General features: G+C 66.6%; 27 protein-coding genes. 11 read left to right on the top strand and 16 right to left on the bottom strand.

The features are described 5' to 3' along the window. Positions 1–21: 21 nt before the first annotated feature. Both QTI04_RS09220 and QTI04_RS09215 read right to left on the bottom strand, forming a co-directional pair. Positions 22–672, bottom strand: a complete 651-nt coding sequence (locus QTI04_RS09220) for a 3-oxoacid CoA-transferase subunit B (protein WP_286615239.1) — start codon at positions 670–672, stop codon at positions 22–24. Then, on the bottom strand, positions 669–1,370 hold the full coding sequence (locus QTI04_RS09215) for a 3-oxoacid CoA-transferase subunit A (RefSeq protein ID WP_286615238.1): 702 nt from the start codon (positions 1,368–1,370) through the stop codon (positions 669–671). The genes QTI04_RS09220 and QTI04_RS09215 overlap by 4 nt, the downstream gene beginning before the upstream one ends. A gap of 136 nt (positions 1,371–1,506) precedes the next feature. Here QTI04_RS09215 and QTI04_RS09210 point away from each other — a divergent pair, with 136 nt between their 5' ends. Beyond that, positions 1,507–2,292 (top strand): IclR family transcriptional regulator C-terminal domain-containing protein, encoded by a 786-nt coding sequence (locus tag QTI04_RS09210; RefSeq protein WP_286601237.1) that lies wholly within the window; start codon positions 1,507–1,509, stop codon positions 2,290–2,292. Between the two features lie 39 nt (positions 2,293–2,331). Here QTI04_RS09210 and QTI04_RS09205 read toward each other — a convergent pair whose 3' ends face one another. The 9 genes from QTI04_RS09205 to QTI04_RS09165 all read right to left on the bottom strand — a co-directional run bounded on the left by QTI04_RS09205 (position 2,332) and on the right by QTI04_RS09165 (position 10,046). After that, positions 2,332–2,793, bottom strand: coding sequence for a DUF6790 family protein (locus QTI04_RS09205; protein ID WP_286601236.1), 462 nt, complete (start codon positions 2,791–2,793; stop codon positions 2,332–2,334). 88 nt (positions 2,794–2,881) lie between these two features. After that, complete coding sequence (dhaK, locus tag QTI04_RS09200) at positions 2,882–3,865, bottom strand: dihydroxyacetone kinase subunit DhaK (protein ID WP_286615237.1); 984 nt, start codon at positions 3,863–3,865, stop codon at positions 2,882–2,884. After that, positions 3,862–4,494 (bottom strand): dihydroxyacetone kinase subunit DhaL, encoded by a 633-nt coding sequence (dhaL, locus tag QTI04_RS09195; protein ID WP_286615236.1) that lies wholly within the window; start codon positions 4,492–4,494, stop codon positions 3,862–3,864. Before dhaL ends, dhaK (QTI04_RS09200) begins: the two co-directional genes overlap by 4 nt. After that, positions 4,491–5,504, bottom strand: a complete 1,014-nt coding sequence (locus QTI04_RS09190; RefSeq protein WP_286615234.1) for an ABC transporter ATP-binding protein — start codon at positions 5,502–5,504, stop codon at positions 4,491–4,493. The genes dhaL and QTI04_RS09190 overlap by 4 nt, the downstream gene beginning before the upstream one ends. Beyond that, positions 5,491–6,603, bottom strand: coding sequence for an ABC transporter ATP-binding protein (locus QTI04_RS09185; protein WP_286615233.1), 1,113 nt, complete (start codon positions 6,601–6,603; stop codon positions 5,491–5,493). Before QTI04_RS09185 ends, QTI04_RS09190 begins: the two co-directional genes overlap by 14 nt. A gap of 9 nt (positions 6,604–6,612) precedes the next feature. Continuing rightward, positions 6,613–6,792, bottom strand: coding sequence for a hypothetical protein (locus QTI04_RS09180; protein ID WP_286615232.1), 180 nt, complete (start codon positions 6,790–6,792; stop codon positions 6,613–6,615). Beyond that, positions 6,789–7,736 carry a carbohydrate ABC transporter permease gene (locus tag QTI04_RS09175; protein WP_286615230.1) on the bottom strand — a complete coding sequence of 316 codons (948 nt, stop codon included), beginning with the start codon at positions 7,734–7,736 and terminating at the stop codon, positions 6,789–6,791. Before QTI04_RS09175 ends, QTI04_RS09180 begins: the two co-directional genes overlap by 4 nt. After that, positions 7,733–8,692, bottom strand: a complete 960-nt coding sequence (locus tag QTI04_RS09170) for a carbohydrate ABC transporter permease (RefSeq protein WP_286615229.1) — start codon at positions 8,690–8,692, stop codon at positions 7,733–7,735. Before QTI04_RS09170 ends, QTI04_RS09175 begins: the two co-directional genes overlap by 4 nt. Positions 8,693–8,708: 16 nt before the next feature. Further along, the gene (locus tag QTI04_RS09165; RefSeq protein ID WP_286601226.1) at positions 8,709–10,046 is read right to left on the bottom strand and encodes an ABC transporter substrate-binding protein; all 1,338 of its coding nucleotides are present in this window, start codon (positions 10,044–10,046) and stop codon (positions 8,709–8,711) included. A 279-nt stretch (positions 10,047–10,325) separates the two neighbouring features. On the opposite strand from QTI04_RS09165, the gene QTI04_RS09160 reads away from it, so the two are divergent. The 10 genes from QTI04_RS09160 (at position 10,326) to QTI04_RS09115 (ending at position 17,986) form a co-directional block, all read left to right on the top strand. After that, positions 10,326–11,357, top strand: a complete 1,032-nt coding sequence (locus QTI04_RS09160; protein ID WP_286615227.1) for a LacI family DNA-binding transcriptional regulator — start codon at positions 10,326–10,328, stop codon at positions 11,355–11,357. Between the two features lie 61 nt (positions 11,358–11,418). Further along, complete coding sequence (gene dhaK / locus QTI04_RS09155; RefSeq protein WP_286615226.1) at positions 11,419–12,405, top strand: dihydroxyacetone kinase subunit DhaK; 987 nt, start codon at positions 11,419–11,421, stop codon at positions 12,403–12,405. A 73-nt stretch (positions 12,406–12,478) separates the two neighbouring features. Beyond that, positions 12,479–13,258, top strand: a complete 780-nt coding sequence (locus tag QTI04_RS09150; RefSeq protein ID WP_286615224.1) for a FadR/GntR family transcriptional regulator — start codon at positions 12,479–12,481, stop codon at positions 13,256–13,258. Further along, positions 13,255–13,935: an amino acid ABC transporter permease gene (locus tag QTI04_RS09145; RefSeq protein WP_286615222.1), complete on the top strand. Its 681-nt coding sequence runs from the start codon at positions 13,255–13,257 to the stop codon at positions 13,933–13,935. Before QTI04_RS09150 ends, QTI04_RS09145 begins: the two co-directional genes overlap by 4 nt. Beyond that, on the top strand, positions 13,935–14,636 hold the full coding sequence (locus tag QTI04_RS09140; RefSeq protein ID WP_286615221.1) for an amino acid ABC transporter permease: 702 nt from the start codon (positions 13,935–13,937) through the stop codon (positions 14,634–14,636). Before QTI04_RS09145 ends, QTI04_RS09140 begins: the two co-directional genes overlap by 1 nt. Then, the gene (locus QTI04_RS09135; protein WP_286601220.1) at positions 14,611–15,372 is read left to right on the top strand and encodes an amino acid ABC transporter ATP-binding protein; all 762 of its coding nucleotides are present in this window, start codon (positions 14,611–14,613) and stop codon (positions 15,370–15,372) included. Before QTI04_RS09140 ends, QTI04_RS09135 begins: the two co-directional genes overlap by 26 nt. A 38-nt stretch (positions 15,373–15,410) precedes the next feature. Beyond that, positions 15,411–16,202, top strand: a complete 792-nt coding sequence (locus QTI04_RS09130) for a transporter substrate-binding domain-containing protein (protein ID WP_286615219.1) — start codon at positions 15,411–15,413, stop codon at positions 16,200–16,202. A 26-nt stretch (positions 16,203–16,228) separates the two neighbouring features. After that, positions 16,229–16,678 (top strand): ribose 5-phosphate isomerase B, encoded by a 450-nt coding sequence (gene rpiB / locus QTI04_RS09125; RefSeq protein WP_286615217.1) that lies wholly within the window; start codon positions 16,229–16,231, stop codon positions 16,676–16,678. Next, on the top strand, positions 16,675–17,634 hold the full coding sequence (gene rbsK, locus QTI04_RS09120) for a ribokinase (RefSeq protein WP_286615214.1): 960 nt from the start codon (positions 16,675–16,677) through the stop codon (positions 17,632–17,634). Before rpiB ends, rbsK begins: the two co-directional genes overlap by 4 nt. A gap of 61 nt (positions 17,635–17,695) precedes the next feature. Further along, entirely contained in the window at positions 17,696–17,986 is a 291-nt protein-coding gene (locus tag QTI04_RS09115) for a GYD domain-containing protein (RefSeq protein WP_286601215.1), read from the top strand. A 2-nt stretch (positions 17,987–17,988) separates the two neighbouring features. Here the strand turns inward: QTI04_RS09115 and QTI04_RS09110 are convergent, their stop codons facing one another. From QTI04_RS09110 to QTI04_RS09090, 5 genes are read right to left on the bottom strand one after another with little or no spacing between them, the layout of a single operon-like run. Then, a complete protein-coding gene (locus QTI04_RS09110) occupies positions 17,989–18,753 on the bottom strand; it encodes a class I SAM-dependent methyltransferase (protein ID WP_286615212.1) in 765 nt (254 codons plus the stop codon). Positions 18,754–18,784: 31 nt separating this feature from the next. Continuing rightward, complete coding sequence (locus QTI04_RS09105; protein ID WP_286615210.1) at positions 18,785–19,654, bottom strand: intradiol ring-cleavage dioxygenase; 870 nt, start codon at positions 19,652–19,654, stop codon at positions 18,785–18,787. Continuing rightward, on the bottom strand, positions 19,638–20,714 hold the full coding sequence (locus QTI04_RS09100) for a branched-chain amino acid ABC transporter permease (protein WP_286615208.1): 1,077 nt from the start codon (positions 20,712–20,714) through the stop codon (positions 19,638–19,640). Before QTI04_RS09100 ends, QTI04_RS09105 begins: the two co-directional genes overlap by 17 nt. Positions 20,715–20,719: 5 nt before the next feature. Continuing rightward, the gene (locus QTI04_RS09095; protein ID WP_286615206.1) at positions 20,720–21,688 is read right to left on the bottom strand and encodes a tripartite tricarboxylate transporter substrate binding protein; all 969 of its coding nucleotides are present in this window, start codon (positions 21,686–21,688) and stop codon (positions 20,720–20,722) included. 33 nt (positions 21,689–21,721) lie between these two features. Then, the gene (locus QTI04_RS09090; RefSeq protein WP_286615205.1) at positions 21,722–23,317 is read right to left on the bottom strand and encodes an alkaline phosphatase family protein; all 1,596 of its coding nucleotides are present in this window, start codon (positions 23,315–23,317) and stop codon (positions 21,722–21,724) included. Positions 23,318–23,323: the final 6 nt, after the last annotated feature.

Here is a 23,323-nt window from a genome sequence, read left to right as displayed (position 1 = left end):
GTGTGTCTCTCTGTTCCGTTGTCAGATGGCGATCGGCAGACCGATCAGCTTTTCGAGTTCGGCGTGCTCGAGGCCTTCGACCTTGTCGATCAGCTTCAGCCCCGACGGCGTGCATTCGATGGTCGCGAGATCCGAATACACGCGCTTCACGCAGCCGATGCCGGTCAGCGGATAGGTGCATTCAGCAACGATCTTGCTCTCGCCCTTCTTGGTGAGCAAATCCATCATGACCCAGGTCTGTTTGGCCCCGATGGCCAGATCCATCGCGCCGCCAACAGCGGGGATGGCGCCTTCCTCGCCCGTGCTCCAGTTCGCGAGGTCGCCGGTGGCGGAGACCTGGAAGGCGCCGAGCACGCAGATGTCGAGGTGGCCGCCGCGCATCATCGCAAAGCTGTCGGCATGGTGGAAGAACGCGCCGCCCGGCAGCAGCGTCACCGGCTGCTTGCCGGCGTTGATGAGGTCGTAGTCCTCCTGGCCTTCGGCGGGCGCGGCGCCCATGCCGAGAATGCCGTTCTCGCTGTGCAGGATGACTTCGCGGCCGGCCGGCAGGTGGTTGGCCACCAGCGTGGGTTGTCCGATGCCGAGATTGACGACGGCGCCGTCGAAGATGTCCTGCGCGACGCGCGCTGCGAGCTGGTCCTTGGTGCGGCGTGTGTAGTTGCTCATGGTCATGCTGCCTTCTTGAAGCCGCCGGCCTGCGTGGCGACGCGCTCGATCTTGACGATCTTGTTGACGAAGATGCCGGGCGTCACGACGGTCTCGGGGTCCATCTCGCCCAACTCGACGATCTCGTGCACGGTGGCGATCGTGCGATCGGCAGCCATCGCCATCACCGGACCGAAGTTGCGCGCGGCCTTGCGATAGGTCAAGTTGCCCCAGCGATCGCCCTGCTCGGCTTTGATCAGCGCAATGTCGCCACGAATCGGGTACTCCAGCACGAACTGCTTGCCGTCGATCTCGCGCGTCTCGCGGTCGCCCGCCAGTTGCGTGCCGAAGCCGGTCGGGCAGAAGAAGGCGCCGATGCCGGCACCGGCAGCTCGGATGCGCTCGGCGAGGTTGCCCTGGGGCACGAGTTCGAGTTCGAGCTTCCCGGAGCGATAGAGGCCGTCGAACACCTGGCTGTCCGCCTGCCGCGGAAAGCTGCAGATGATCTTGCGCACGCGGCCAGCCTTCAGCAGCGCTGCCAGTCCGACCTCGGCATTGCCCGCGTTGTTGTTGACGACGGTGAGGTCCTTGGCGCCCTGTTCGATCAGGCCGTCGATGAGTTCATTGGGAATGCCGGCGGTGCCGAAGCCGCCGATCAGCACCGTGGAGCCGTCCTGGATGCCGGCCATGGCATCAGCGACCGAACGAGCGATCTTGTTGATCATGAAATCTGTCTCCGGGAAGGAAGAAGGAAAGCCGAACGCCTTGGCTTGCAGATTGTCCGACTGGAACTGCTCTCTGCGATTTGTTCGCACACCGAACAGTTGTTCGTATAATGAATTCTAGAGGAGAACACTTCCGATGGCAACTCAGGAGACACACCCCGTTTCACCCTCGCCCGGCGACAGCTACGTGCAGTCCTTCGCGCGGGGGCTTCAGGTGATCCGGTCGTTCAGCGCGAGCGCCCCGCGCCAGACGCTCAGCGAGGTCGCCGCCGCGAGCGGACTCACTCGCGCCGGCGCGCGCCGCATCCTGCTGACCTTGCAGACGCTGGGCTACGTGGAGAGCGACGGCAGGCTCTTCAGCCTCACGGCGCGCATCCTGGACCTGGGCTTCGCGTACCTCTCGTCGATGCCGATCTGGAACCGCGCCGAGCCGGTGATGGAAGCGCTGGTACGGAAGGTGCAGGAGTCATGCTCGGCCGCCGTGCTCGAAGCGACCGATATCGTCTATGTGATGCGCGTGCCGACGCACAAGATCATGAGCATCAGCCTCGGTGTGGGCTCGCGCCTTCCGGCGTACTGCACGTCGATGGGCCGCCTGCTGCTGGCCGAACTCAAGGACGAGGAGATCCACGCGCGGCTTGCGGCATCGAACCGCGAAGCCCTCACCAAGCACACGGTGACCGACGTCGACGCGCTCTTCGCCAAGGTGGTGCAGGCACGGCGGCAAGGCTGGTGCCTCGTCAACCAGGAACTGGAAGAAGGCCTGGTCTCGATCGCCGCGCCGATCGTGGACCGCGCCGGCCGTGCGGTGGCCGCGCTCAATATCAGCGGCCAGGCCAACCGCACCAGCGCGAAGGTAATGCAGGAAACGATGCTGCCCGCGCTGCTTGCCTCGGCGAGCGAGATCTCCCGGTTGCTCTAGAGGCTCAGGCCTCGGATCGAATTCCGCGCATGATGTTGACTATCGCGTCGCTGCCCAGATGCAATAGCCGAGCAGAACCACCGCCGCGAAAAGGTCGGAGGCCATCGCCACGTTTTCAAGCCTGTTGCGATGGCCCTGCAACGCGTGGTTGATGCCAGCCAGTCCATAGAAGATGCCACCCGCAAGGGCCGCCGCGGCGACCCATCCCGTGGCAACGATGCTGAGAATCCCCACGATGCCGATGGCCGCGTTCGCGAAGCCCAGCTCCCGGACCACTAGCAGGACGTCGTCGCCCCCGATGCCGAGAATCTTTTCGGCCGTGTACCGCGGCTGCAGCATCTGCCGCAGCCCGGCCAGGAAAAGCCGCACGCCCACGGCCCAGAAGACGAACCACTTGCCGACAAGGAACCACCCGGGCTGCGCCTGATGCATGGCGACATCGACAAGGATCGATGCCAGCGGAAAGACAAGCATCAGTGCGGCAACGATGGCGTAGTACATGGTCGTCCTTGCTCCAGCGGCGGTCCAGCCGATCGGGATGGGGAGCGATTCTCCACATTGCCGGGCCGCGGCCGCACGGCCGGTTCGGCTACCAGCGCAAGGCCGCCGTGTGCACAGGCGCGTCCCACAAGGCCTTGAGCTCGTCATCGAGCAGCGTCACGGTCAGCGATGCGCCCGCCATGTCGAGCGAGGTCGTGTAGTTGCCGACCAACGAGCGCACCGGCACGAGCCCATCGGCCTTCAGGCGCGTGCTGGCCGCGTGGTGCAGCAGATAGAGCTCCATCAGCGGCGTGCCCCCGAAGCCGTTGACGTGCAGCAGCACTTCACGCCCCGCCTTGGGCTTCAGGTCGCCGAGGATCGCATCCATCAGCAGCCGCACGATCTCGTTGGCCGGCATGTGCGCCGCGCGGCGCCGACCCGGCTCGCCGTGGATGCCGACGCCGATCTCGATTTCGTCAGGGCCGATGTCGAAGGTCGGCCGTCCCGCCGCAGGGACCGTGCAGCTCGTGAAGGCCACGCCCATCGAGGCGGTCGCCGCGTTCACGCGATCGCCCAGCAGCTTGCACTCGGCGAGCGTCGCGCCCTGCTCTGCCGCGGCGCCGACCGCCTTCTCGACCACCAGCGTGCCGGCCACGCCGCGGCGGCCGGTAGTGTGGGTGGAGTTCTCCACCGCCACATCGTCGTTCACAAGCACGGTGGCGTTGTCGATTTCCAGAATCTCGCTCGCCATCTGGAAGTTCATGCCGTCGCCGGCGTAGTTCTTCACGATGAAGAGCACGCCCTTGCCCGATTCGGTGGCGGCCGCGGCGGCCAGCATCTGGTCGGGCGTCGGGCTGGTGAAGACCTGGCCGGGACAGGCGGCGTCGAGCATGCCGCGCCCGACGAAGCCAGCATGCAAGGGCTCGTGGCCCGAGCCTCCTCCGGAGATCAACGCCACCTTGTTTGTCGCGGCTTCGTGCCGCGCGACGAAGGTCGGCTCGAACTCGACGCGCAACAACTGCGGATGCGCCTCCACCATGCCGCCGAGCGACTCGCGCAGCATGGTGTTCACGTCGTTGAGAAATTTCTTCATGCGGTCTCCTTGAGCGTTTCGCACACGGCGGTGATGGCGACTTCGCAGGTCTTCGAGCCGGGGTCGATATGGCCGAGCGCGCGTTCGCCGAGAAAGGACGCGCGTCCCTTGGTCGCCGTCATGTCGCGCGTGGCGAGCATGTTGCGGTGCGCCTCGGCCGTGAGCTGCTCGCATAGCTCGGGCAGCGGCGCGCCCTCGTCGGCCAGCCGCTGTAGCATCCGCGACACGGGGATCAGCACATCGAGCATCGTCTTCTCGCCCAGGTCGGCCTTGCCGCGGCTCTTGATGGCTTCCACGCCCGCCACGAAGGCAGCGGCGAATTGCCGGCGATCGGGCTCCGCGACACCGTTCAAGCTCTTGCCCATCGCGATGAAGAAGCTCGATATCAGCGGGCCGGACGCGCCGCCGATGGTGGACAGCAGCTTGATGCCGATCTTGCCGAAGGCCGCTGCAGGCGGCAGCGGCGCCAGCTCGTCGCGCAGCGCCATCAGCGCGTCGCAGCCGCGGCGCACGTTGATGAAATGGTCTCCGTCGCCGATGGCGCGGTCCAGCGATTCGATCTGGCTTTCGTTGGCGAGGATCGACGCTTGGACCGCCTCCAGCGCCCCGATGATGTGTTGCGTGTTCATGGCATTCCAATACGGCGACCGGCCGCGTCGAAGAAAAGACAGTGCTCGGCCGGAAAGCCGAAGCGCGCCTGGGAACCCGGCGCGAGCGGCTCGTCGAGCATCACGCGCGCATGCACCTCCACGCCGTGCCGCTCGGCCACGAGCTGGTGCTTGACGAGCGAGCACTCGATGACCTGAAAACCCGGCGCCTCGCCATCGGGCGACAGGCGCACGTCCTCTGGGCGGATCGCGACATGCGCGGTGCCGACGGGCGCGCGCCCGTCGAACCACTCTGCGGGCAGAACGTTGATGGCCGGCGAACCCAGGCGCTGTGCCACCGGCAGCGTGTGCGGATCACCGTAGACCTCCAGGGGCGTCCCCACCTGCTGCAGCACGCCGCCCTCGAGGATGCCGATGCGATCAGCCATGGTGGTGGCTTCCACGTGGTCGTGCGTCACGTAGATCACGGTCGCGCCGGTGCTGCGCTGCAGGCGGCGCAATTCCACGCGCAGTTCCTCTCGCAGCTGCGCGTCGAGGGAAGACAGCGGCTCGTCCATCAGGAAGACCCGGGGACGCCGCACCAGCGCGCGGCCGATCGCCACGCGCTGCATCTCGCCGCCGGAGAGTTCCGTGGCGCGCCGCGCGAGCTTGCCCTCGATGTGCAACATCGCGGCCACTTCCTCCACGCGGCGCTTGACCTCGGCAGGCTCGCTGCGCCGCAGCGGCGAGCGCAAGGGGAAGGCCAGGTTGTCGAACACCGAAAGGTGCGGATAGAGCGAGTACTGCTGAAACACGAAGGCGCAGTCACGGCTCGCCGGCAGGCTGTCGGTGATGTCACGCCCGTCCATGCGGATGCGGCCCGCATCCGGCCGCTCCAGCCCGGCGATGAGCCGCAGCGTGGTGGTCTTGCCCGCACCACTCGGTCCGAGCAACACGATGAATTCGCCATCGGCGACGCCGACGCTCAGGTCCGAGACCGCCTTGACGTCGCCGAACGATCGGCTGATGCCGGCAAGTTCAATGCTGGCCATGGCGCTTCGCCTCCAGGTGCAGGCGCGTCGTTGCGCTGGGGAGCAGTTGTTCGCTGGCGGCGTCGAAGAGCACCAGCCGGTCGGTGTGGAAGCCGATGGCAACGCGGTCGCCGGGCACGGGACGCTGTGCCTTGTCGATCACCGCCTTCAGCACGCCGGCTGCGGTCGCGAGGTCGGCGACCCAGTGCGATCCGAAGTACTCCACGTGCCGCACCTCGGCCGGCATCCCGCCGCCCTCCACGCCGACGCTGACGTGCTCTGGCCGCACGCCGAGCACGGTGGTGGCCGAGTCGGCCTCGATGCGCGGCACGTCCGCCATGGCGCCTGCCAGCGACACCGACGCATCGCCCGCGCGCACCGCGCCCGCAACGGGCACGAAGTTCATCGGCGGCCGGCCGATGAAGCGCGCCACGAACATGCAGCTCGGAAAGTTGTAGATGGCGCCGGGCTCGTCGGCCTGCAGGATCTCGCCCTGGTTCATCACGACGATGTGATCGGCCAGCGCCATCGCCTCGTTCTGGTCGTGCGTGACGAAGACGGTGGTGGTCTTCAGGCGCTCGTGCAGCTTGCGCAATTCCACGCACATCAGCTCGCGGAATTCGGCATCGAGCGTGCCCAGCGGCTCGTCCATCAGGAAGGCCTGCGGCTGTCGCACGATGGCGCGGCCGAGCGCAACGCGCTGCCGGTCGCCGCCCGAGAGCCCGCCGACGCGCGAGCCGAGTAAATGCTCGATGCGCAGGATCGACGCAGCGTCCGCCACGCGCCGGTCGATCTCGGCGCGCTTCAATCCCTCGTTGCGCAACGGAAACTCCAGGTTGCCGCGCACGCCGAGGTGCGGGTAGAGAGCGAAAAGCTGGAACACCATCGCGATGTCGCGCTCGCGCGGGCGCAGGTAGGTCACGTCCTGGCCCGCAAGCGTGATCGAGCCCGAGGTCGGGAATTCGAGGCCCGCCAGCATGCGCAGCGTGGTCGTCTTGCCGCAGCCCGAGGGGCCGAGCAGTACGACGAACTTGCCGTCTTCCAGCGTCAGCGTCGAATCGCGCACGGCGACGAAATCGCTGAAGCGCTTGTGCAGTTTCTCGATGCGGATCTCGGCCATGCTCTTCTTTCAGGGCAGCTTGCCCGCGACGGTGTAGCCCGCCACGCCCGCGAGCAGCACGGCGAAGGAGTAGCTGTAGATATCCAGCGACCAAGGCTGCATGAGCATGGCCAGCCCGAGGCCGATCAGCACCATGCTGGCCGGCTCCCAGCGGGAGCGGCGCAGCCAGCTTCTTGTCGACGCTTTCATTTGCGAATCGCTCCGAAGGTGATGCCGCGCAGCAGGTGCTTGCGCAGCAGGATGGTGAATACCAGCACCGGCAGCAGGAACAGCGTGGTGCCCGCCGCCATCGCCGGCCAGTCGAGCCCACCCTCGCCGATGATGGTCGGGATGAAAGGCGGAGAGGTTTGGGCCGTGCCGCTGGTGAGCAGCAGCGCGAAGGCGTATTCGTTCCACGCGAAGATCAGGCAGAAGATGGCGGTCGTCGCGATGCCCGTGGCGGCCTGCGGCAGCACCACCTTGATGAAGGCCTGGAAGCGCGTGTAGCCGTCGACCATCGCTGCCTCCTCGTACTCGCGGGGGATCTCGTCCATGAAGCCCTTGAGCAGCCACACCGCGAGCGAGAGATTCACCACCGTGTAGAGCAGGATCAGGCCGAGGTGCGTGTCGGAGAACCCGACCGCGCGGTACATCAGGTAGATCGGGATCGCCACCGCGATGGGCGGCATCATCCGCGTCGAGAGGATGAAGAACAGCAGGTCGTCCTTGCCCGGCACCCTGAAGCGCGAAAAGGCATAGGCCGCCAGCGTGCCCAGCACGACCGAGAGCAGGGTCGAGCCAAACCCGATCAGCACCGAGTTCAGATAGCGGTCCGAGAAGCGTGAAGGCCCCGCGAGGATCATCTGCTGCTCGCGCACCAGCCCTTCGTACCAGGTCGCGGGCGGCGGCAGGGCTGCAAGCTCCTGCGAACCCACACGCGAGCGCGTGGTGAAGAGGTTGACGTAGCCGATCAGCGACGGCTGCGTGATGACCCGCGGCGGATAGGCGATCGAATCCTGCGGCGTGCGGAAGCTGGTCATGAGGATCCACACCAGCGGTATCAGCGAGATCAGCGCGTAGCCGACCACGACGAAGCCCGCAAAGGTCTTCGCGCGCGGCGTCGGATCGAGCGGCGAGTGGACTGTGTTTTTCATCTCTGCTTCACTCGTTCGAGGAATCGCACCGTCACGAGGGAGAGCCCGTAGATCGACACGAAGAGGATGATGGCCAGCGCCGAGCTGTAGCCCGTGCGCCATTTCTCGAAGGCCTCGCGCTTGAGCTTGATCGAGGCCAGTTCGGTGACCGAGCCCGGCCCGCCATTGGTGAGCTGGTCCACGAGGTCGAACATCTTGAAGTTCTCGATCACGCGGAACAGCACCGCCAGGATGATGAAGGGCATCACCATCGGCAGCGTGATGCGCCAGAACTTGGTCCACTCGCTCGCGCGGTCGATCTCGGCCGCCTCGTAGAGATAGGGCGGGATCGATCGCAGGCCGGCCAGCAGCAACAGCATCACGTAGGGCGTCCACATCCAGGTGTCGACCAGAACGATGGCCCAGGGAGAGAGCGTCGTGTCGCCCAGCATCGTGAAGCTCCCCGCCAGCCCCAGGGGCGCGCGGACGAAGTTGACGATGTAGTTGAAGATGCCGTACTGCGGCTCGAAGAAGTATTTCCAGAAGGTGCCGACCACGGCCGGCGCCAGCATCATCGGCAGCAGGATCGCGGTGCTCCAGAAGCTGTGCGTGCGAAAGCGCCGGTTCAACATCAGCGCGAGGCCGAAGCCCAGCAGGAGCTGCAGCGTGATCGAACAGGTCAGGAAATGCGCGGTGGCGCGCATGTTCTCCCAGATCGATTCGTCGTTGAGCACCCGCGAGTAGTTGCTGATGCCGACCCATAGCACGTCCGCGCCCGGCCGGTTGGCGCGGAAGTTGGTGAACGACAGCCAGATCGTCCAGATCAGCGGAAAGATGTTGAACGCCAGCAGCAGCAGGATCGTCGGGCCGACGAAGAGCCATGCCAGCGCGCGGTCGGAGAGGCCCTGGCCGGGGAGCCGGCGGCTCTTGCTCTCCGCACCGCGTATCACGGTGTTGTCAATGTGGACGAAGGCCATGAGACGGCGCCGAGTGTCAAGGCTTGATCTTTCCGTCTTCCTTGAACACCTCGGTCCAGTCCTTGAGCAGGCCGTCGAGTGCTTCCTGCGGCGTGCCCTTGCCTGCGACCACATAGTCATGCGTCCGCTTCTGCATCGCGAGCAGCAGTTGCGCGTAGGTCGGCTCCTGCCAGAAGTCCTTGACGATCTTCATCGAGTCGAGGAACACCGGCGCGTACGAAGTGCTCTTGTCGAATCCAGGCTTGGAGAGCACCGCGTTGTGGCACGAGAAGCCGCCCGCATCCCACCACTTCTGCTGAACCGCAGGCTGCGCGAACCACTTGATGTAGTCGAGCGCCAGGTCCTTCTTGTCCGAGTACTTCACGACCGAGATGCCCTGCCCGCCCAACTGCGCCGCGGCGATCTTGGCCTTGGGCATGGTGAAGAAGCCGGTCTTGTCGCCGCCCACGTTCGGGTCCTTCGCGATCCCCGGGAAGAAGGCGATGAAGTTCATCTGCATCGCGACCTGGCCCGACTTGTAGGAATCGAGGTCCTCGGTCATGTACGCATTGGAATGCCCGGGTGGCGTGCAGCAGTCGAAGAGTTCCTTGTAGAACTTGAGTCCGGCCACGGCCTCCGGTCCATTGATGTAGCCCTTCATGTCATACGGCTTCTTGGGGTTGTCGTACTGCATGCCGTAGGCGTACATGGTGTTGGTCACGCCCATGGTGATGCCTTCGGAACCGCGCTCGGTGTAGATCGCGGCACCGTAGACCTTCTTGCCGTCGATGGTGCGGTTCTGGAAGAACTGGCCGATCTGCTTGAGTTCGTCCCAGGTGGTCGGCGGCGCGAGTTCGCGGTTGTACTTGGCCTTGAATTCCGCCTGCAACTCGGGCTTCGCAAACCAGTCCTTGCGGTAGGTGAAGGCCACCGCGTCGCCCATCGCGGGCAGCGCCCAGTAGTTCTTCGTGCCCTTGGGCCAGGTCGAATAGCCCTCGACGGTGGCCGGCATGAAGTCGCTCATCTTGATCCCGTTCTTGTCGAAGAACTCGTTGAGCTGGATGTAGTGGCCCTCGGTCGCGGCCGAACCGATCCACTGGCTGTCGCCGATCAGCAGGTCGCAGAGCTTGCCCTTGGAGTTGAGCTCGTTGAGCATGCGCTGCGCGAAGTTGGGCCAGGGAACGAACTCGTATTTCATCTGCACGCCGGTCTGGGCGGTGAAGTCCTTCGAGAGCTCGACCAACGCGTTGGCCGGGTCCCAGGCCGCCCAGCACAGCGTGAGTTGCTTGGCCTGGGCCTGCGCCGCACCCGAAGCCAGGGCCAGCGCCGCGACGAGCGCAGTGCCGACAGTCGATCGCTTGTTCAACCACTTCATTGCTCATCTCCTGTGTGAGGACAGGCGGCTCGCGCCGCGAAGAGGGATGCGCCATTCGTCGGTCAGGCGCCCTACCGGCCTACGCCCGCTCCGCCCCTCGGCGACAGCGGTTCGGCTTGATGGAAGAATAAAAAGAGCATTAAATAAATCAATCAATGCAAACCCTAGGACATCAGACCAAGGGTGATGCGATTCATCGCCGGTCCGGGATTGCCCGGAGAGGCGTTACGGCAGACTTCGACGACACTTCTGATTGATTTATTGAGGCTCTTTTCAGGTTTGGCTACTTCCGTCACCATCACCCAGATCGCTGAGACAGCCGGCGTCAGCACCGCCACCGTCGACCGCGTGCTGAACAACCGCCCCGGCGTCAATCCCGCCACCGTGCAGCGCGTGCGCGAGGCGATGAAAGGCCTCGGCGCCACCGCGCCGATGCGCGGCAGGCCGCGCTCCACCGACAGCTACCGCTTCGCTTTCGTGCTGCCTTCCACACGACGCGGCTTCTTCGATCTTGTGGACCGCGTCATCGCCCAGGCGGCCGGCGATTTCCGCCACCAGCACATCACCGAGGTCACGCGCCGATTGCCCGCCGCCGAGCCGACAGCCTTTGCCGACGAACTCGCGCGGCTGTCGGACATGGACGGCGTCGCACTGCTCGCACCGGACACCCCCGCCGTGAAGCTCGCCGTCAACGAACTCGTGCGCTCCGGCGTGCACGTCGTCACCCTGTTCTCCGACGTCGCGGGCTCGATGCGCGAGACTTTCATCGGCGCGGACAACCGCGCCGCCGGTCGCACCGCCGGCCTGCTGCTGGGGCGAGAGGCGCCGGCTGGCCAGGGCCATTGCGCCCTGCTTTCGCCCGCCACGCGCTATGCGGCAGAGATCGATCGGGGCATCGGCTTCGCACAGGTGCTGGAGGAGCGCTTTGCCGGCGCGAAGCTGCTGCGCGTGGACGACATGCCCGAGTCGGAAGACGAGGCGTACCGGCGTGCCCGCGAGGCGCTCGATCCGCAAGCGACGGGCGGCCGCCTCACGGCCGTCTACAACGTCGGCCCCGGCAGCCACGGCGTGCACCGCGCGCTGGCCGAACACGGCTACGACGCCTCGCTCGGCATGGTGGCGCACGACTTGCTGGATGTGCATCGGTCGATGCTGATCTCCGGCGCGCTGAGCTTCGTGCTGCACCAAGATGTGCACTACGCGGTCACCACCGCGGCGCGCGTGCTGCGCGCCCTGTGCGAAGGCGTGCGCGGGGCGCTGGCAGTCAGCAACCCGCGGGTCGACATCCTGACTGCGGAGAACCTCGCATGACAGCCGTGCGCCACGGCCTCACGATGCCTCACCCTGGACGAGCTTCCTTCGAGGACACACGATGAAGAAATTCATCAACTATGTCGACGATGCCATCGTCGAAAGCCTGTCGGGCCTGGCTTCGGCGCATGCAGACCTGCTGCGCGTCGAGTTCGACCCGACCTTCGTGTCGCGGCGCGTGCCCAAGCGCGACGCGGTCGCCGTCGTGTCCGGCGGCGGCTCCGGCCATGAGCCGCTGCACACGGGCTACGTGGGTCTCGGCATGCTCGACGCGGCCTGCCCGGGGCAAGTGTTCACATCGCCCACGCCCGACCAGTGGCTGGCCGCGGCGCACAGCGTGAACGCCGGACGCGGCGTGCTCTTCATCGTCAAGAACTACGCCGGCGACCGCCTCAACTTCCAGATGGCGAGCGACATGCTGGTCGACCTCGACCACCTGATGGTGGTGGTCGACGACGACGTCGCCATCGAGCATTCGATGCATGCCAGCGGCCGCCGCGGCGTGGCCGGCACCATGGTCGTCGAGAAGATGGTCGGCGCCGCCGCCGAGGCCGGCGCAGACCTGTTCGACTGCAAGGCGCTGGGCGACCGCATCAACGGCGGCACGGCGTCGATGGGCGTGGCGTTCAACAGCTGCATCGTGCCGGCATCGGGCGTGGCGACCTTCGAGATCGGCGAGCAGGAAATGGAACTGGGCGTGGGCATCCACGGCGAGCCGGGGCGGCAGCGCATGCCTTTCGCGCCGGCGGCGGGCATCGTCGACCTGCTGCTCGACCCGATCCTCAAAGACCTGTCGCTCGCGCGCGGCCGCGAGGTGCTGCTGCTGGTCAACGGACTCGGCGGCACGCCCCTGATGGAGCTTTATCTTCTGCACCACCACGCGCGCCAGCGGCTCGCGGAGGAAGGGCTGGACGTGGTGCGCACGCTGGTCGGCAACTACACGACCTCGCTGGAAATGGCCGGTGCATCCCTCACCGTGACCGCGCTGGACGACGAAGCCAAGCGCCTGTGGGATGCGCCCGTGCATACCACCGCCTTGCGCTGGTAGGCCCCGGCTAAGGGTTGTCACCTAGAGGACATTCCCCGATGCCTTCTGGTTTGCCCACTGGTAAAACCACGGCATGACAACAAGGCCTCCACAACCCTTGATCACGCGCACGCCCGAAGCCGAAGGAACCGGCTTCTCCAAGGTGTTCGCTTTCCTGCGCGACCGGCTTCTCGAAGGGAGCATCCGCTCGGGAGACCGCCTGATCCCCGAGCGCGAACTGGCGCTGCAACTGGGCGTGAGCCGCCCCATCGTGCGCGAGGCATTGCGAGCGCTCGCCATGCTGGGCGTGGTCGAGATCCGCGAGCGGGTCGGCACCGTCGTGCGCAAGCCCGACGTCTCGGTACTCGGCGACTTCTTCGCCTTCTCGATGGCGCAGCAGGCGGACATCGTCGACGACGTCATGCAGGCCCGCATCGCGATCGAGGTGCAGGCCATCCGCCTGGCATGCCGGCACGCGACGACGTCGGACCTCGAGCGCATCGCCGCGGCGGTCGACCACATCGAGGCCACCGTCCACGACTCCGACGAAGGCAGCCGCGCCGACTACGAGTTCCATACGGCCCTGGTCCGCGCCAGCCGGTCCGAGACGCTGATGCAGCTCTACGCCGCGATGGCGACATTGCTGATGCGCTCGCATCACGAGCGCCGCGACGTCGTGGGCGGCGATCCCGCCGTGAAGCAGTATCTGGTCGAGGACCACGCCCGCATCTTCCAGGCGCTGGTCTCGCGTGACGAGGACCGCGCCGACCAGGTGCTGCGCAAGCACTTCAGCATCGGCGACGAATACCGCCGCAATGCAGCAGCCGAGCCCGCAACGCGGGGCCGCCCGCCCGCCCGCAAGGAACCGGCGTGAGCAACCTGGACTTCGGGGTCGTCCTCGAGCGCTGGCCGCTGTTCGTCGAAGGCGCGTGGCTCACCGTGCAGCTGGCGCTGGTCGCGACGCTCGCGGGCTTCGCCATCGGCACGCTGTGCGCCGTCGGCCGCAGGGGCCGCAACGCCACGGTGGCGCGCGTCTGCGGCGCCTACGTCGAGCTGATCCGCAACACGCCGCTGCTGGTGCAGATCTTCCTCGTCTACTTCGGGCTGTCGAGCTTGGGCCTGTCGCTGTCCGCGTTCACGGTGGCGGTCATTGCGCTGGCGGTGAATGCCGGCGCCTACGCCACGGAGATCATGCGTGCCGGCTTCGACTCGGTGAACCGCAGCCAGATCGAAGCCGCAGAGTGCCTCGCGCTGTCGCGCGTCCAGGTCTACTGGCACGTCGTGCTGCTGCCGGCCATGGAACGCGTCTATCCGGCACTGACCAGCCAGTTCGTGCTGCTGATGCTCGCCTCCTCCATCTGCTCGCAGATCTCGGTCGAGGAACTCACAGCAGTCGCCAACCACGTGCAGTCCGACACCTACCGGCCGCTGGAGACCTTCGTCATCATCGGCGCGGGCTACATCCTGCTGTCGCTGCTCATGCGGCTCGGCTTCTGGGGCGTGGGCGCGCTGCTGTTTCCGCGCCGTCGCAGGCTGGGCACCGCGCTGTGATGACCGCCACCGCCTTCAACGCCAATCACTTCGGGTTCCTGCTGCAGGGCGCGATGTGGACGCTGGTCCTCTCCCTCATCGCCTTCGTCGGCGGCGGCATCTGCGCCTTCGTCGTCGCGCTGGCGCGGGTTTCGCCGCGCCGGTCGGTGCGCGTGGGGATGGGCCTGTGGGTGCAGCTCGTGCAGGGTTCGCCGCTGCTGGTGATCATGTTCCTCGCCTACTTCGGCCTGCCGACCCTGGGCATCAAGGTGTCGGCACTGGCCGCGGCCGGTGCATCGCTCACGATCTACGTGTCCGCCTACCTCGGCGAGATCTGGCGTGCCGCGATCCAGGCGGTGCCGCGTCCGCAGTGGGAAGCCGCCGAGTGCCTCGCCCTGAGCCGGACCCAGCGCATGGTCAAGGTCGTGCTGCCGCAGGCCGTGCGGCTGGCAACGCCGCCCACGGTCGGCTTCATGGTGCAGATCATCAAGAACACCTCGCTCGCCTCGGTGGTGGGCTTCGTCGAGCTCGCCCGCTCGGGGCAGATCATCAACAACTCGATCTTCGAGCCCTTCATCGTGTACCTCGTGATCGCGGCGCTCTACTTCGCGCTGTGCTATCCGCTGTCGGTCTGGAGCCGCCGGCTCGAGCGTCGCGCGGGCTCCGCTTCGGCCGCGCCGACTTCACTGTCTTCCCATGAACCCATCCTCACGCAACCCTGATGGCGCCTCGGCGCCGGTCGTTCGCCTGCACGACGTCCACAAGAGCTTCGGCGCACTCAAGGTGCTCGAAGGCGTCGGCTTCGAGGTCGACCGCGGACAGGTCACGGCCATCATCGGCCGCAGCGGCTCCGGCAAGAGCACGGCGCTGCGCTGCATCGACCGGCTCGAACGCATCGACAGCGGCGAGATCGTCGTCTGCGGCCATCGCGTCGACGCTCCGGACATCGACCTCAAGGCGCTGCGGCTCGACGTGGGCATCGTCTTCCAGAGCTACAACCTCTTTCCGCACCTGACGATCGAACAGAACATCACGCTCGCGCCGCGCTCGGCCAAGGGCGTCTCCAAGAGCGAGGCGCGCGCCATCGCGCACGAGGTGCTCGCCAAGGTCGGCCTCGCGGACAAGGCAGCCAGCTATCCCGAGCAGTTGTCTGGCGGCCAGCAGCAGCGCGTCGCGATTGCCCGCTCGCTGGCGATGCAGCCCAAGGTCATGCTGTTCGACGAAGTGACCTCCGCGCTCGACCCCGAACTCACAGGCGAAGTCCTGCGCGTCATCGAGGATCTGGCGGCCGGCGGCATGACCATGGTGATGGTCACGCACGAGATGGCCTTCGCGCGCAAGGTCGCGGACCAGATCCTCTTCATGAACCGAGGCAGGGTCTGGGAGCGTGGCGGCCCGGAGATCCTGTCATCACCCCAAACCGCCGAGCTTCGGCAGTTCGTAGCCAGCGAGCTCTGAAGGCTCGCATCCACACCCAAGACCCTGGAGACAAACCGATGAAGACCCACCATTCCCTGATCACGATGCTCGCAGCCGCCTGCCTGACCTTCGCCAGCGCCGCCCACGCGGACCTGCTCGACGACGTCATGAAGGCCAAGAAGATCCGCATCGCGACCGACTTCTCGATCCCGCCGTCGGGCATGCTCGACAAGGACCTCAAGCCGACCGGCTCCGACGTTGAAACCGCGCAGTTGCTGGCGAAGGACTGGGGCCTGGAGCTGGAGTTCGTGCAGACCACCGGCGCCACCCGCATTCCGAACCTGCAGACTGGCAAGGCCGACATCGTGGTGTCGACGCTCTCCGTGACGCCCGAGCGCCAGAAGGTCATCGACTTCTCGAAGCCCTACGCCGCGCTGGTGTCGATGATCGGCGCCCGCAAGGATCTCCCGATCAAGGATTGGGCGGACCTGAAAGGCAAGTCCGTCACCGTGACGCGCGGCACCACGCAGGACACCGAGCTCACCGCCATGGCCAAGGAAAAGGACTTCAAGGTCGTGCGCTATGACGACGACGCCACGATGGTCACCGCGGGCGTCAGCGGCCAGGCCGACATCGTCTCCACTTCGGTGACGATCATGAATCAGATCACCGCGAAGAACCCGCAACGCCCGTTCGAGCAGAAGATCGTGCTGCGCAACCTCGACCTCGCCGTCGGCGTGAAGAAAGGCGAGGACCGCATGGTCGCCAAGCTCAACGAATGGGTGACAGCCAACCTGAAGAACGGCAAGCTCAACGCCATCTACAAGAAGTTCCACGGCAGCGACCTGCCGGCGGCCATGATCAACTGACCCACCACTACTGAAGAAAGAATTCCATGCGTCTCGTCATCGGATCGGACCACGCAGGCTGGTCGCTCAAAGGCGCCATCGTCGACCACATCCGCAAGCTCGGCCATGAGGTCGTCGACGTCGGCAGCCATGACGACCAGCCGGTCGACTTCCCGGATGTGGCGCGCGCGGTAGCCGCGAAGATCGTCGCCGGCGAAGTCGAGCGCGGCATCATGGTGTGCGGCACCGGCGTCGGCGCATCGATCGCGGCCAACAAGATGAAGGGCATCCGCGCCGCCGTCTGCCATGACGTCCACTCGGCCCACCAGTCGGTGGAGCACGACGACGTCAACGTCATGTGCATCGGCGCTCAGATCGTCGGCCCCTGGCTGGCGACGGACCTGATCACCGCCTACCTGCAGGCGCGCTTCGCCGTCGAGGACGAAGATTTCCGGCGCCGCGTGGAAAAGCTCCACGCCATGGACGCCGAGGCTTGAAGCCGGGAGCAGAGGCCGTGCCCGAGATCGTCGTGTTCGGCAGCCTCAACATGGACCTCGTGGTCCGTGTGCCGCGCGTGCCGGGTGCGGGCGAGACCCTGCAGGCCCATTCGTTCATGAACAACCCGGGCGGCAAGGGCGCGAACCAGGCCGTGGCCTGCGCGCGCCAGGGAGCCCGGGTGGCGATGGTCGGGCGTGTCGGCGACGACGCGTTCGGGCTTTCGCTGAAGGCATCGCTGGCAGGCGATGGCGTCGAGGTCGGGCACGTCGCGCTGGCGGCAGCCTCAACCGGTGTGGCGCTGATCATGGTCGACGACAGCGCGCAGAACCGCATCGCGTTGATCCCGGGCGCCAATGCCTTCGTAGGTGCTGAAGACATGCAGCGCCTGCAGAGCGATCTGGCAACGGCGCGTCTGCTGCTGTTGCAGCTCGAAGTGCCCATGCAGGCCGTCGTGGATGCGGCCGAGCTTGCGCATTCGCGCGGCTGCACCGTGGTGATGAACCCCGCCCCGGCCGAAGCACTCCCCGATACGCTGTGGAAGCTCGTGGACATCCTCGTGCTGAACGAAACAGAAGCCTCGATGCTGAGCGGCATCGCGGTGCACGACAAGAACGGTGCCGCCCGCGCTGCCGACGCATTGCGCCGCCGAGGCCCGGCGTGCGTGATCCTGACGATGGGCAGCGATGGCGTGATGGCCTGCGACGCAGGTGGCTGTCGTCACTTCGATGCATTGGAGGTGAAGGCCATCGACACCACCGCGGCCGGCGACACCTTCATCGGGACGCTGTGCGCGGCGCTCGCCAGGGGCGAAGCGATCGATGACGGCATCGCGCTGGGCATCCAGGCCGCAGCCGTGTGCGTCACGCGCGCAGGCGCGCAGGCGTCGATCCCGCGTCGCGAGGACCTGTCGGCGCTGCCGGCAGTGGGGTGTCCCACCGTTGTGACGTTCGACTGAAGCGCATCGGAGGTCTAGACTCTTCCGCCCCGGCTTGCCAAGCCGCAACGAGGGCTACACCATGTCCACCTTCATTTCGCTCGTCAACTTCACCGACCAGGGCATCCGCAACGTGAAGGAGTCGCCCAATCGCGCCGAGGCATTCAAGGGGCTCGCGACCAAGCTGGGCCTGAGCATCAAGAGCATGTACTGGACATCGGGCACCTACGACCTTGTGATCGTGACCGAAGGCTCCGATGAAGCTGCAATGGCCGGGCTGCTCAGCGTCGGCTCGCTCGGCAACGTCCGCTCGCAGACGTTGCGCGCCTACTCCGCCGACGAGATCAAGAAGATCATCGCCCTGATGCCCTGAACTCAGGCCGGCTTGACGGCCGTGTACTCGGAGAAGATGCCGAGCTCGACGTGCCGCTTCACGTCTTCGAAACCGGCCGCGCGCAACGCGCTCATCACCGATTCGGGCGGAATACAGGCCTCGATCGTGTCCCAGTAGTAGCGCCACAGTTCGGAGGTGTCGTGGCGCCGTGCCACGGCCTTGGCGATCAGCGGCACGACGCTGCGCATGTAGGCCTTGAGCACGGCGGTGCCCACGCGTCCGGCCGGCTTGGTGATCTCGAGCACCACGAGGCGCCCGCCCGGGCGCAGCACCCGGTGGAACTCCGCGAAGGCCGCGTGCACATCCGCGATATGCCGCAGCGCATAGCCCATGCTCACGAAATCGCTGCTGGCGTCGGGCCGCGGGAGCGCCTCGGCCCGCCCGCGGACGAGTTCGACGTCGGGCAATGCGACCTCGCCCATCATCCCGGGACTCGGGTCGACGCCAACCAGATGGCCACCAGGCCCGATCAGCGTCAGCGCCTCGCGCGCGACCAACCCGGTGCCGATGCCCACGTCGAGCACTTGCGCGCCTGCCGTGAGCCCCGCACGCTGCAGCGCGGAGCGTCGATACCACGGGCCAGACCCCAGCGCGAGCACTCGCTCGATGCGGTTGTAGTCGGGGGCCGTCTCGTCGAAGATCCGGCGCAGGAAGCTCTCATGCTCCGCTTCGTTGCCGTAGTAGTCGGATAGCGGCGTGTGAGGGGCCAGTACCTCGGGTGTGATGGGCGAGCGGGTGTCCTGCATCGCAGCGATTATGACGGGCCTCCCCCGCAATTCAACCAGCAAGCTCCGGCTCCAGCACGAAGTCGAACTTCAGCGTGTGGAAAGGCTTCGCCTGCACGCTGCCGTCCGGCGCGATGCCATCGCGGTGCGAGACGAAGTCGCCGATCAGCGAATTGCGCACGCCGAACACCGCATCGCTGTCGAGGTACTCGTCCCCATCGCGAAACACATGCGTGATGAGCGTCTCGTAGCCCGGCGCCTTGATCATGAAGTGGACGTGGGCCGGCCGCCAAGGATGGCGCTTGGTAGCGCGCAGCATCACGCCCACCGGCCCATCGGTCGGGATCGGGTAAGCGACCGGCATCACGCCACGGAACCACAGCCGGCCCTCGGCATCGGTGCGGAAGACGGCACGGCCCTGCGGGCGATCGAGCCCGGCCCGCTGTACGTCGTAGAAGCCTTCCGCATCGGCCTCCCACACATCCACCTCCGCATCCGCCACGGGCTCGCCGTCACGACCCCGCACTGTCGCGTTGACGAACAGCGGCTCGCCCTTGGCGCCGCCCGAGATGTCGCCGCCCAGCGGAAGCTTCGGCGCGCCCTGCACGTGGAAGGGACCGAACACGGTCGCCTCGGTGGCCTGCGCGCTCTTTGCGTGATTGAGCGCCACCGTCAGCATCGACAGGCCCAGCGTGTCCGACAGCAGGATGAACTCCTGCCGCTTGTCGCTGCACTTCTGCCCCGTCGCGGTCAGGAACTCGATGCCCGCTGCCCATTCGGCCTCGGTCAACTTCACTTCTCGCGCGAAGTCATGCATGTGGCGAACGAGCGCCGACATGATTTCCTTCAGCCGCGGGTCTTGGCACTGCGCCATGCGCTCGAGGACGGCGGCGGTGATGGTGTGTTCATTGATGTTTCGCATGGGGATGGAACTCCAGGTCGGAAGAATGGGTCGAGGGCGTGGCTCGCTTGAGGCTGGCCGGGGTGCCCGTCACGAGACGCCGTTGCGTCGGGAACAGCGACCAGCCCCAGCGCTGCTGCGCAAACCCCCACAAGCCCTGCTTGAAGAAGATGGTGACCACGATCGCCAGCAAGCCCAGCCCGAGCAAATACCAGGTGCCGTAGTCGCTCAGGAACTTGTTGAGCGCCCAGAAAATGAGCGCCCCCACCAACGGCCCCTCGATCCGGCCGATGCCGCCGATGACCACCATGAAGATCGCGAACGCAGTCCAGTTGACGCTGAACGCCGCATCCGGGCTGATGCGCAGGTTGCCGACGAAGTAGAGCGCACCCGCGAGCCCCGCGCCGAAGGCCGCGACGACGTACACCGCCAGCTTCATGCGGGCGACGGGAATGCCCTGCGATTCGGCCGCCACCTCGTTGTCGCGGATCGCGAGCAGTGCCAGGCCGCGCTTGCTGCGCAGGAACAGGTAGACCAGCGCGATCGCCGCCACCACGCAGGCCAGCGCCATCGAGTAGGTGACGCTCTCGCGCGTCGCCTTCTCGATCCCGCGCAGCGCGGTCAGCGTGGTGCCCGAGCCGCCGCCCACCGCCGACACGTTGGCAAAGCTCAGGCGAAACACCTCGGCGATCACCCAGGTGCCAATGGCGAAGTAGCCGCCCGACAGCCTGAACGCGACGAAGGACACCGGCACCGCGATCACGCCCGCCGCCAGCGCGCCCAGCGGAACCGCGATGAAGGGATTGACCCCCGCGAAGTTGCCGAGCATCAGCATCACGTAGCCGCCGAAGCCGAAGAAGGCCTGCTGCCCGATGCTCACCATGCCGCCATAACCCGCCAGCAGGTTCCACATCATCGCGAAGATGAAGTAGCAGGCGATCTCGACGAACTCGCGCATCCAGCTCGATTCGCCCCAGAAGGGCAGGCTCGCGGCAACGAGCGTGAGGACGACGCCGGCGATGCCCGCTGCACGGCTCGCGGCGGTGGCCCGCTCGATCGCGAAGGGTTGTGACGGCGTCATGGCGGTCAGTCGAGTTGCAGGTTGATGCGCTCGGCCACCTTGGCCCAGCGCTGGCTCTCGGTGCGCAGGCGCTGCGCGGCCTCCTGCGGCGTGTTCGCAAGCAGCTCCAGGTCCAGCGTCGCGAGGCGTTCGCGCACATCGGGCGAGGCCATTGCCTTCGCCACCTCGGACTGCAGCCGTTCGACCACCGCAGGCGGCGTGGAGCGCGGCATCGTCATCATCTCCGCGAAGCCTGCTTCATAGCCCCTGGCACCGGCTTCGGCGGCCGTCGGCACCGAAGGCTGGCTCGCCAGGCGACGCGATCCGGACACCACGATGGGGACCAGCTTGCCGTCCTTGATCAACGGACCCACCACGGGCGACGCGAGGAATCCGCAGGGCACGGCGCCACCGAGCACATCCTGCATCGCCGGGCTCGGGCCGCGATAGGCGACGTGCTGCATGGTGGCGCCAGTCGTAGCGAGCAGCAGCTCCATCGCCATGTGGCCTGGCACGCCCGGACCGCCCGAGGCGTAGCTCATCGGCGTCTTCTTCGCGGCCGCCAGCAGCTCTGGCAAGGTCTTGACGCCGACTGAGGGGTGGCACACCAACTCCTGGCTGAAGCCGGCGAGTTGCGTGACGGGCACGAAGTCCTCCATCGGCTTGAAGCCCATCTTCTTGTACAGGAACGGATTGATGGTGAGCATGGTGTCAGGGCCGACCAGCACCGTGTGCGAATCGTTTGCGCGCAGCACTTCCTGCATGCCGATGTTGCCGCCCGCGCCCGGCTTGTTGTCGACCACTACCGGCTGGCCGAGCGCCTTCTGCAGGCCCGGCTGGATGAGGCGCGAGATGATGTCACCCGGCGCGCCGGCTGGAAACGCAACGACCAGCCGCACGGGCTTGGTGGGCCACGCCGCGTCGGCCGCGGCGGCGCCGAGCGGCAGCATCGCGGCCGCGCAGGCCAGCGTCAAGGTTCGGGAAATCAAGCTCATGGAGTCTCCTGGAATGCGTTGTCGTGGCGGCGCTCACCAGGCGCCGATCAGGATGCCGGCTTCGCGCTCGCGCCTGTTCCAGGCCTCGATCGCGGCCGGCGCGATGGTGGGAAAACGGCGGCGCGCGCGCAGCCACTCGAACAGGCGCGCGAGCATCTGCTCGCGGACCGCCGCGTGCGCCGGGTCACGTCCGAGGTCAACCAGCTCCTGCGGATCGGCGTCGAGGTCGAACAGCAGCGGCGGCAGGTCCTCGAAGTACACGAACTTCCAGCGGCGGTCGCGCAGCATCGTCATGTGGCAGCGCTCGACCGGCTGTCCGATCGGCAGACGCACGGCATCGCGGAAGGCGTAGCTGTTCTCGCAAACGACGAAGGGCTTGCCCCCGGCGCCGTCGCGCGCATGAAGCAGCGGCAACAGCGATTCGCCTTCGAGCCATTGCGACGGCCGTTCGATGTCCAGCGCTTCGAGAACCGTCGGGACGATGTCGATGCATTCGACCAGTGCATCGCTGGCAGTGCCGCGCGTCGCGTCGGCCTCGGCCCGCGGATCGGCCACGATCAGCGGCACGCGCACGATCGGCTCGTGGAACAGCTCCTTCTCCCCCAGCCAGTGGTCGCCAAGGTAGTCGCCATGATCACTCGTGAAGACCACCAGCGTCTCGCGATCCAGGCCGCTTTCGCGCATGAACGCGAACAGCCGACCGAGCTGGTCGTCGATCTGCTTGACCAGCCCCATGTAGGTGGGGATCACCGTCGCGCGCACCTCGTCGCGGCTGAAGCTCAGGCTCGCGGTGTCGTGGCGAAAGCCTTCGAGCACCGGATGCGCCTGGTCTCGCTCGGCCTCGCTGCGCACCGCGGGCAACACGTCGCCGGGCCCGTACATCGCGTGATAAGGCGCCGGGACCACGTAGGGCCAATGCGGCTTGATGTAGGAAAGATGGAGGACCCAGGGCGCGTCGCCCGCTTCTCGCATGAAGTCGATGGCGCGGTCCGTCGTGTAGGGCGTCTCGCTGTGCGGCTCGGCAATGGCGGCGGGCTCGGCGGCCCAGCGCATCTGCCAGCCGCTCAGGATCTCGCCGTCCGGGTCGCGGCCGGAATTGGCGAAGTCGTGCCACGGGTTATCCGACACGTAGCCGCGCTCGCGCAGCCAATCGCAATAGGCATTGCCGCTGACCTTGAAGCCCGGCGGCCAGATGCCGTCGTCGCGTGCGTAGGGCTCGAAGCCGCCCTCCATCGCGAGCCGGCCTTCGCCTTGGGTGGTGTCGATGCCGAGGCGGCGCGCACCTTCGAGATCGGGCTCCACGTGCGTCTTGCCCACCAGCGCACATCGCACGCCGTGCGGCCGCAGGTGCTCGCCGAGCGTCTTCTGCCCGACCGACAGCGGCACGAAGTTCCACATCGCCCCGTGGCTGCTCACGTAGCGCCCCGTGTAGGTCGACATGCGCGACGCGCCGCACACCGAGCCCTGCACGTAGGCGCGATCGAAGCGAACGCCGCGCGCTGCCAGGGCATCGACGTTCGGCGTGTGCAGGCGCGGATGCCCGTAGCACGAGAGATAGTCCGCGCGCAGCTGGTCACACATGATGAACAGCACATTGCGCAGAGCGCGTGGATTGGAATCGCTGCTCATGCCTGC

The organism is Variovorax sp. J22R115 (genome assembly GCF_030317005.1).
In the GTDB taxonomy this organism is placed as follows: domain Bacteria; phylum Pseudomonadota; class Gammaproteobacteria; order Burkholderiales; family Burkholderiaceae_C; genus Variovorax.
Note: the sequence above shows the minus strand (reverse complement) of the source record. Positions and strands in the feature narration are given on the sequence as shown.

Excerpts from the sequence above, each read along its gene's own strand:
- QTI04_RS09220 (WP_286615239.1), bottom strand. The coding sequence starts at position 672 with ATGACCATGAGCAACTACACACGCCGCACCAAGGACCAGCTCGCAGCG.
- QTI04_RS09215 (WP_286615238.1), bottom strand. The coding sequence starts at position 1,370 with ATGATCAACAAGATCGCTCGTTCGGTCGCTGATGCCATGGCCGGCATC.
- QTI04_RS09210 (WP_286601237.1), top strand. The coding sequence starts at position 1,507 with ATGGCAACTCAGGAGACACACCCCGTTTCACCCTCGCCCGGCGACAGC.
- QTI04_RS09205 (WP_286601236.1), bottom strand. The coding sequence starts at position 2,793 with ATGTACTACGCCATCGTTGCCGCACTGATGCTTGTCTTTCCGCTGGCA.
- dhaK (WP_286615237.1), bottom strand. The coding sequence starts at position 3,865 with ATGAAGAAATTTCTCAACGACGTGAACACCATGCTGCGCGAGTCGCTC.
- dhaL (WP_286615236.1), bottom strand. The coding sequence starts at position 4,494 with ATGAACACGCAACACATCATCGGGGCGCTGGAGGCGGTCCAAGCGTCG.
- QTI04_RS09190 (WP_286615234.1), bottom strand. The coding sequence starts at position 5,504 with ATGGCCAGCATTGAACTTGCCGGCATCAGCCGATCGTTCGGCGACGTC.
- QTI04_RS09185 (WP_286615233.1), bottom strand. The coding sequence starts at position 6,603 with ATGGCCGAGATCCGCATCGAGAAACTGCACAAGCGCTTCAGCGATTTC.
- QTI04_RS09180 (WP_286615232.1), bottom strand. The coding sequence starts at position 6,792 with ATGAAAGCGTCGACAAGAAGCTGGCTGCGCCGCTCCCGCTGGGAGCCG.
- QTI04_RS09175 (WP_286615230.1), bottom strand. The coding sequence starts at position 7,736 with ATGAAAAACACAGTCCACTCGCCGCTCGATCCGACGCCGCGCGCGAAG.
- QTI04_RS09170 (WP_286615229.1), bottom strand. The coding sequence starts at position 8,692 with ATGGCCTTCGTCCACATTGACAACACCGTGATACGCGGTGCGGAGAGC.
- QTI04_RS09165 (WP_286601226.1), bottom strand. The coding sequence starts at position 10,046 with ATGAAGTGGTTGAACAAGCGATCGACTGTCGGCACTGCGCTCGTCGCG.
- dhaK (WP_286615226.1), top strand. The coding sequence starts at position 11,419 with ATGAAGAAATTCATCAACTATGTCGACGATGCCATCGTCGAAAGCCTG.
- QTI04_RS09150 (WP_286615224.1), top strand. The coding sequence starts at position 12,479 with ATGACAACAAGGCCTCCACAACCCTTGATCACGCGCACGCCCGAAGCC.
- QTI04_RS09140 (WP_286615221.1), top strand. The coding sequence starts at position 13,935 with ATGACCGCCACCGCCTTCAACGCCAATCACTTCGGGTTCCTGCTGCAG.
- QTI04_RS09135 (WP_286601220.1), top strand. The coding sequence starts at position 14,611 with ATGAACCCATCCTCACGCAACCCTGATGGCGCCTCGGCGCCGGTCGTT.
- QTI04_RS09130 (WP_286615219.1), top strand. The coding sequence starts at position 15,411 with ATGAAGACCCACCATTCCCTGATCACGATGCTCGCAGCCGCCTGCCTG.
- rpiB (WP_286615217.1), top strand. The coding sequence starts at position 16,229 with ATGCGTCTCGTCATCGGATCGGACCACGCAGGCTGGTCGCTCAAAGGC.
- QTI04_RS09115 (WP_286601215.1), top strand. The coding sequence starts at position 17,696 with ATGTCCACCTTCATTTCGCTCGTCAACTTCACCGACCAGGGCATCCGC.
- QTI04_RS09110 (WP_286615212.1), bottom strand. The coding sequence starts at position 18,753 with ATGCAGGACACCCGCTCGCCCATCACACCCGAGGTACTGGCCCCTCAC.
- QTI04_RS09105 (WP_286615210.1), bottom strand. The coding sequence starts at position 19,654 with ATGCGAAACATCAATGAACACACCATCACCGCCGCCGTCCTCGAGCGC.
- QTI04_RS09100 (WP_286615208.1), bottom strand. The coding sequence starts at position 20,714 with ATGACGCCGTCACAACCCTTCGCGATCGAGCGGGCCACCGCCGCGAGC.
- QTI04_RS09095 (WP_286615206.1), bottom strand. The coding sequence starts at position 21,688 with ATGAGCTTGATTTCCCGAACCTTGACGCTGGCCTGCGCGGCCGCGATG.
- QTI04_RS09090 (WP_286615205.1), bottom strand. The coding sequence starts at position 23,317 with ATGAGCAGCGATTCCAATCCACGCGCTCTGCGCAATGTGCTGTTCATC.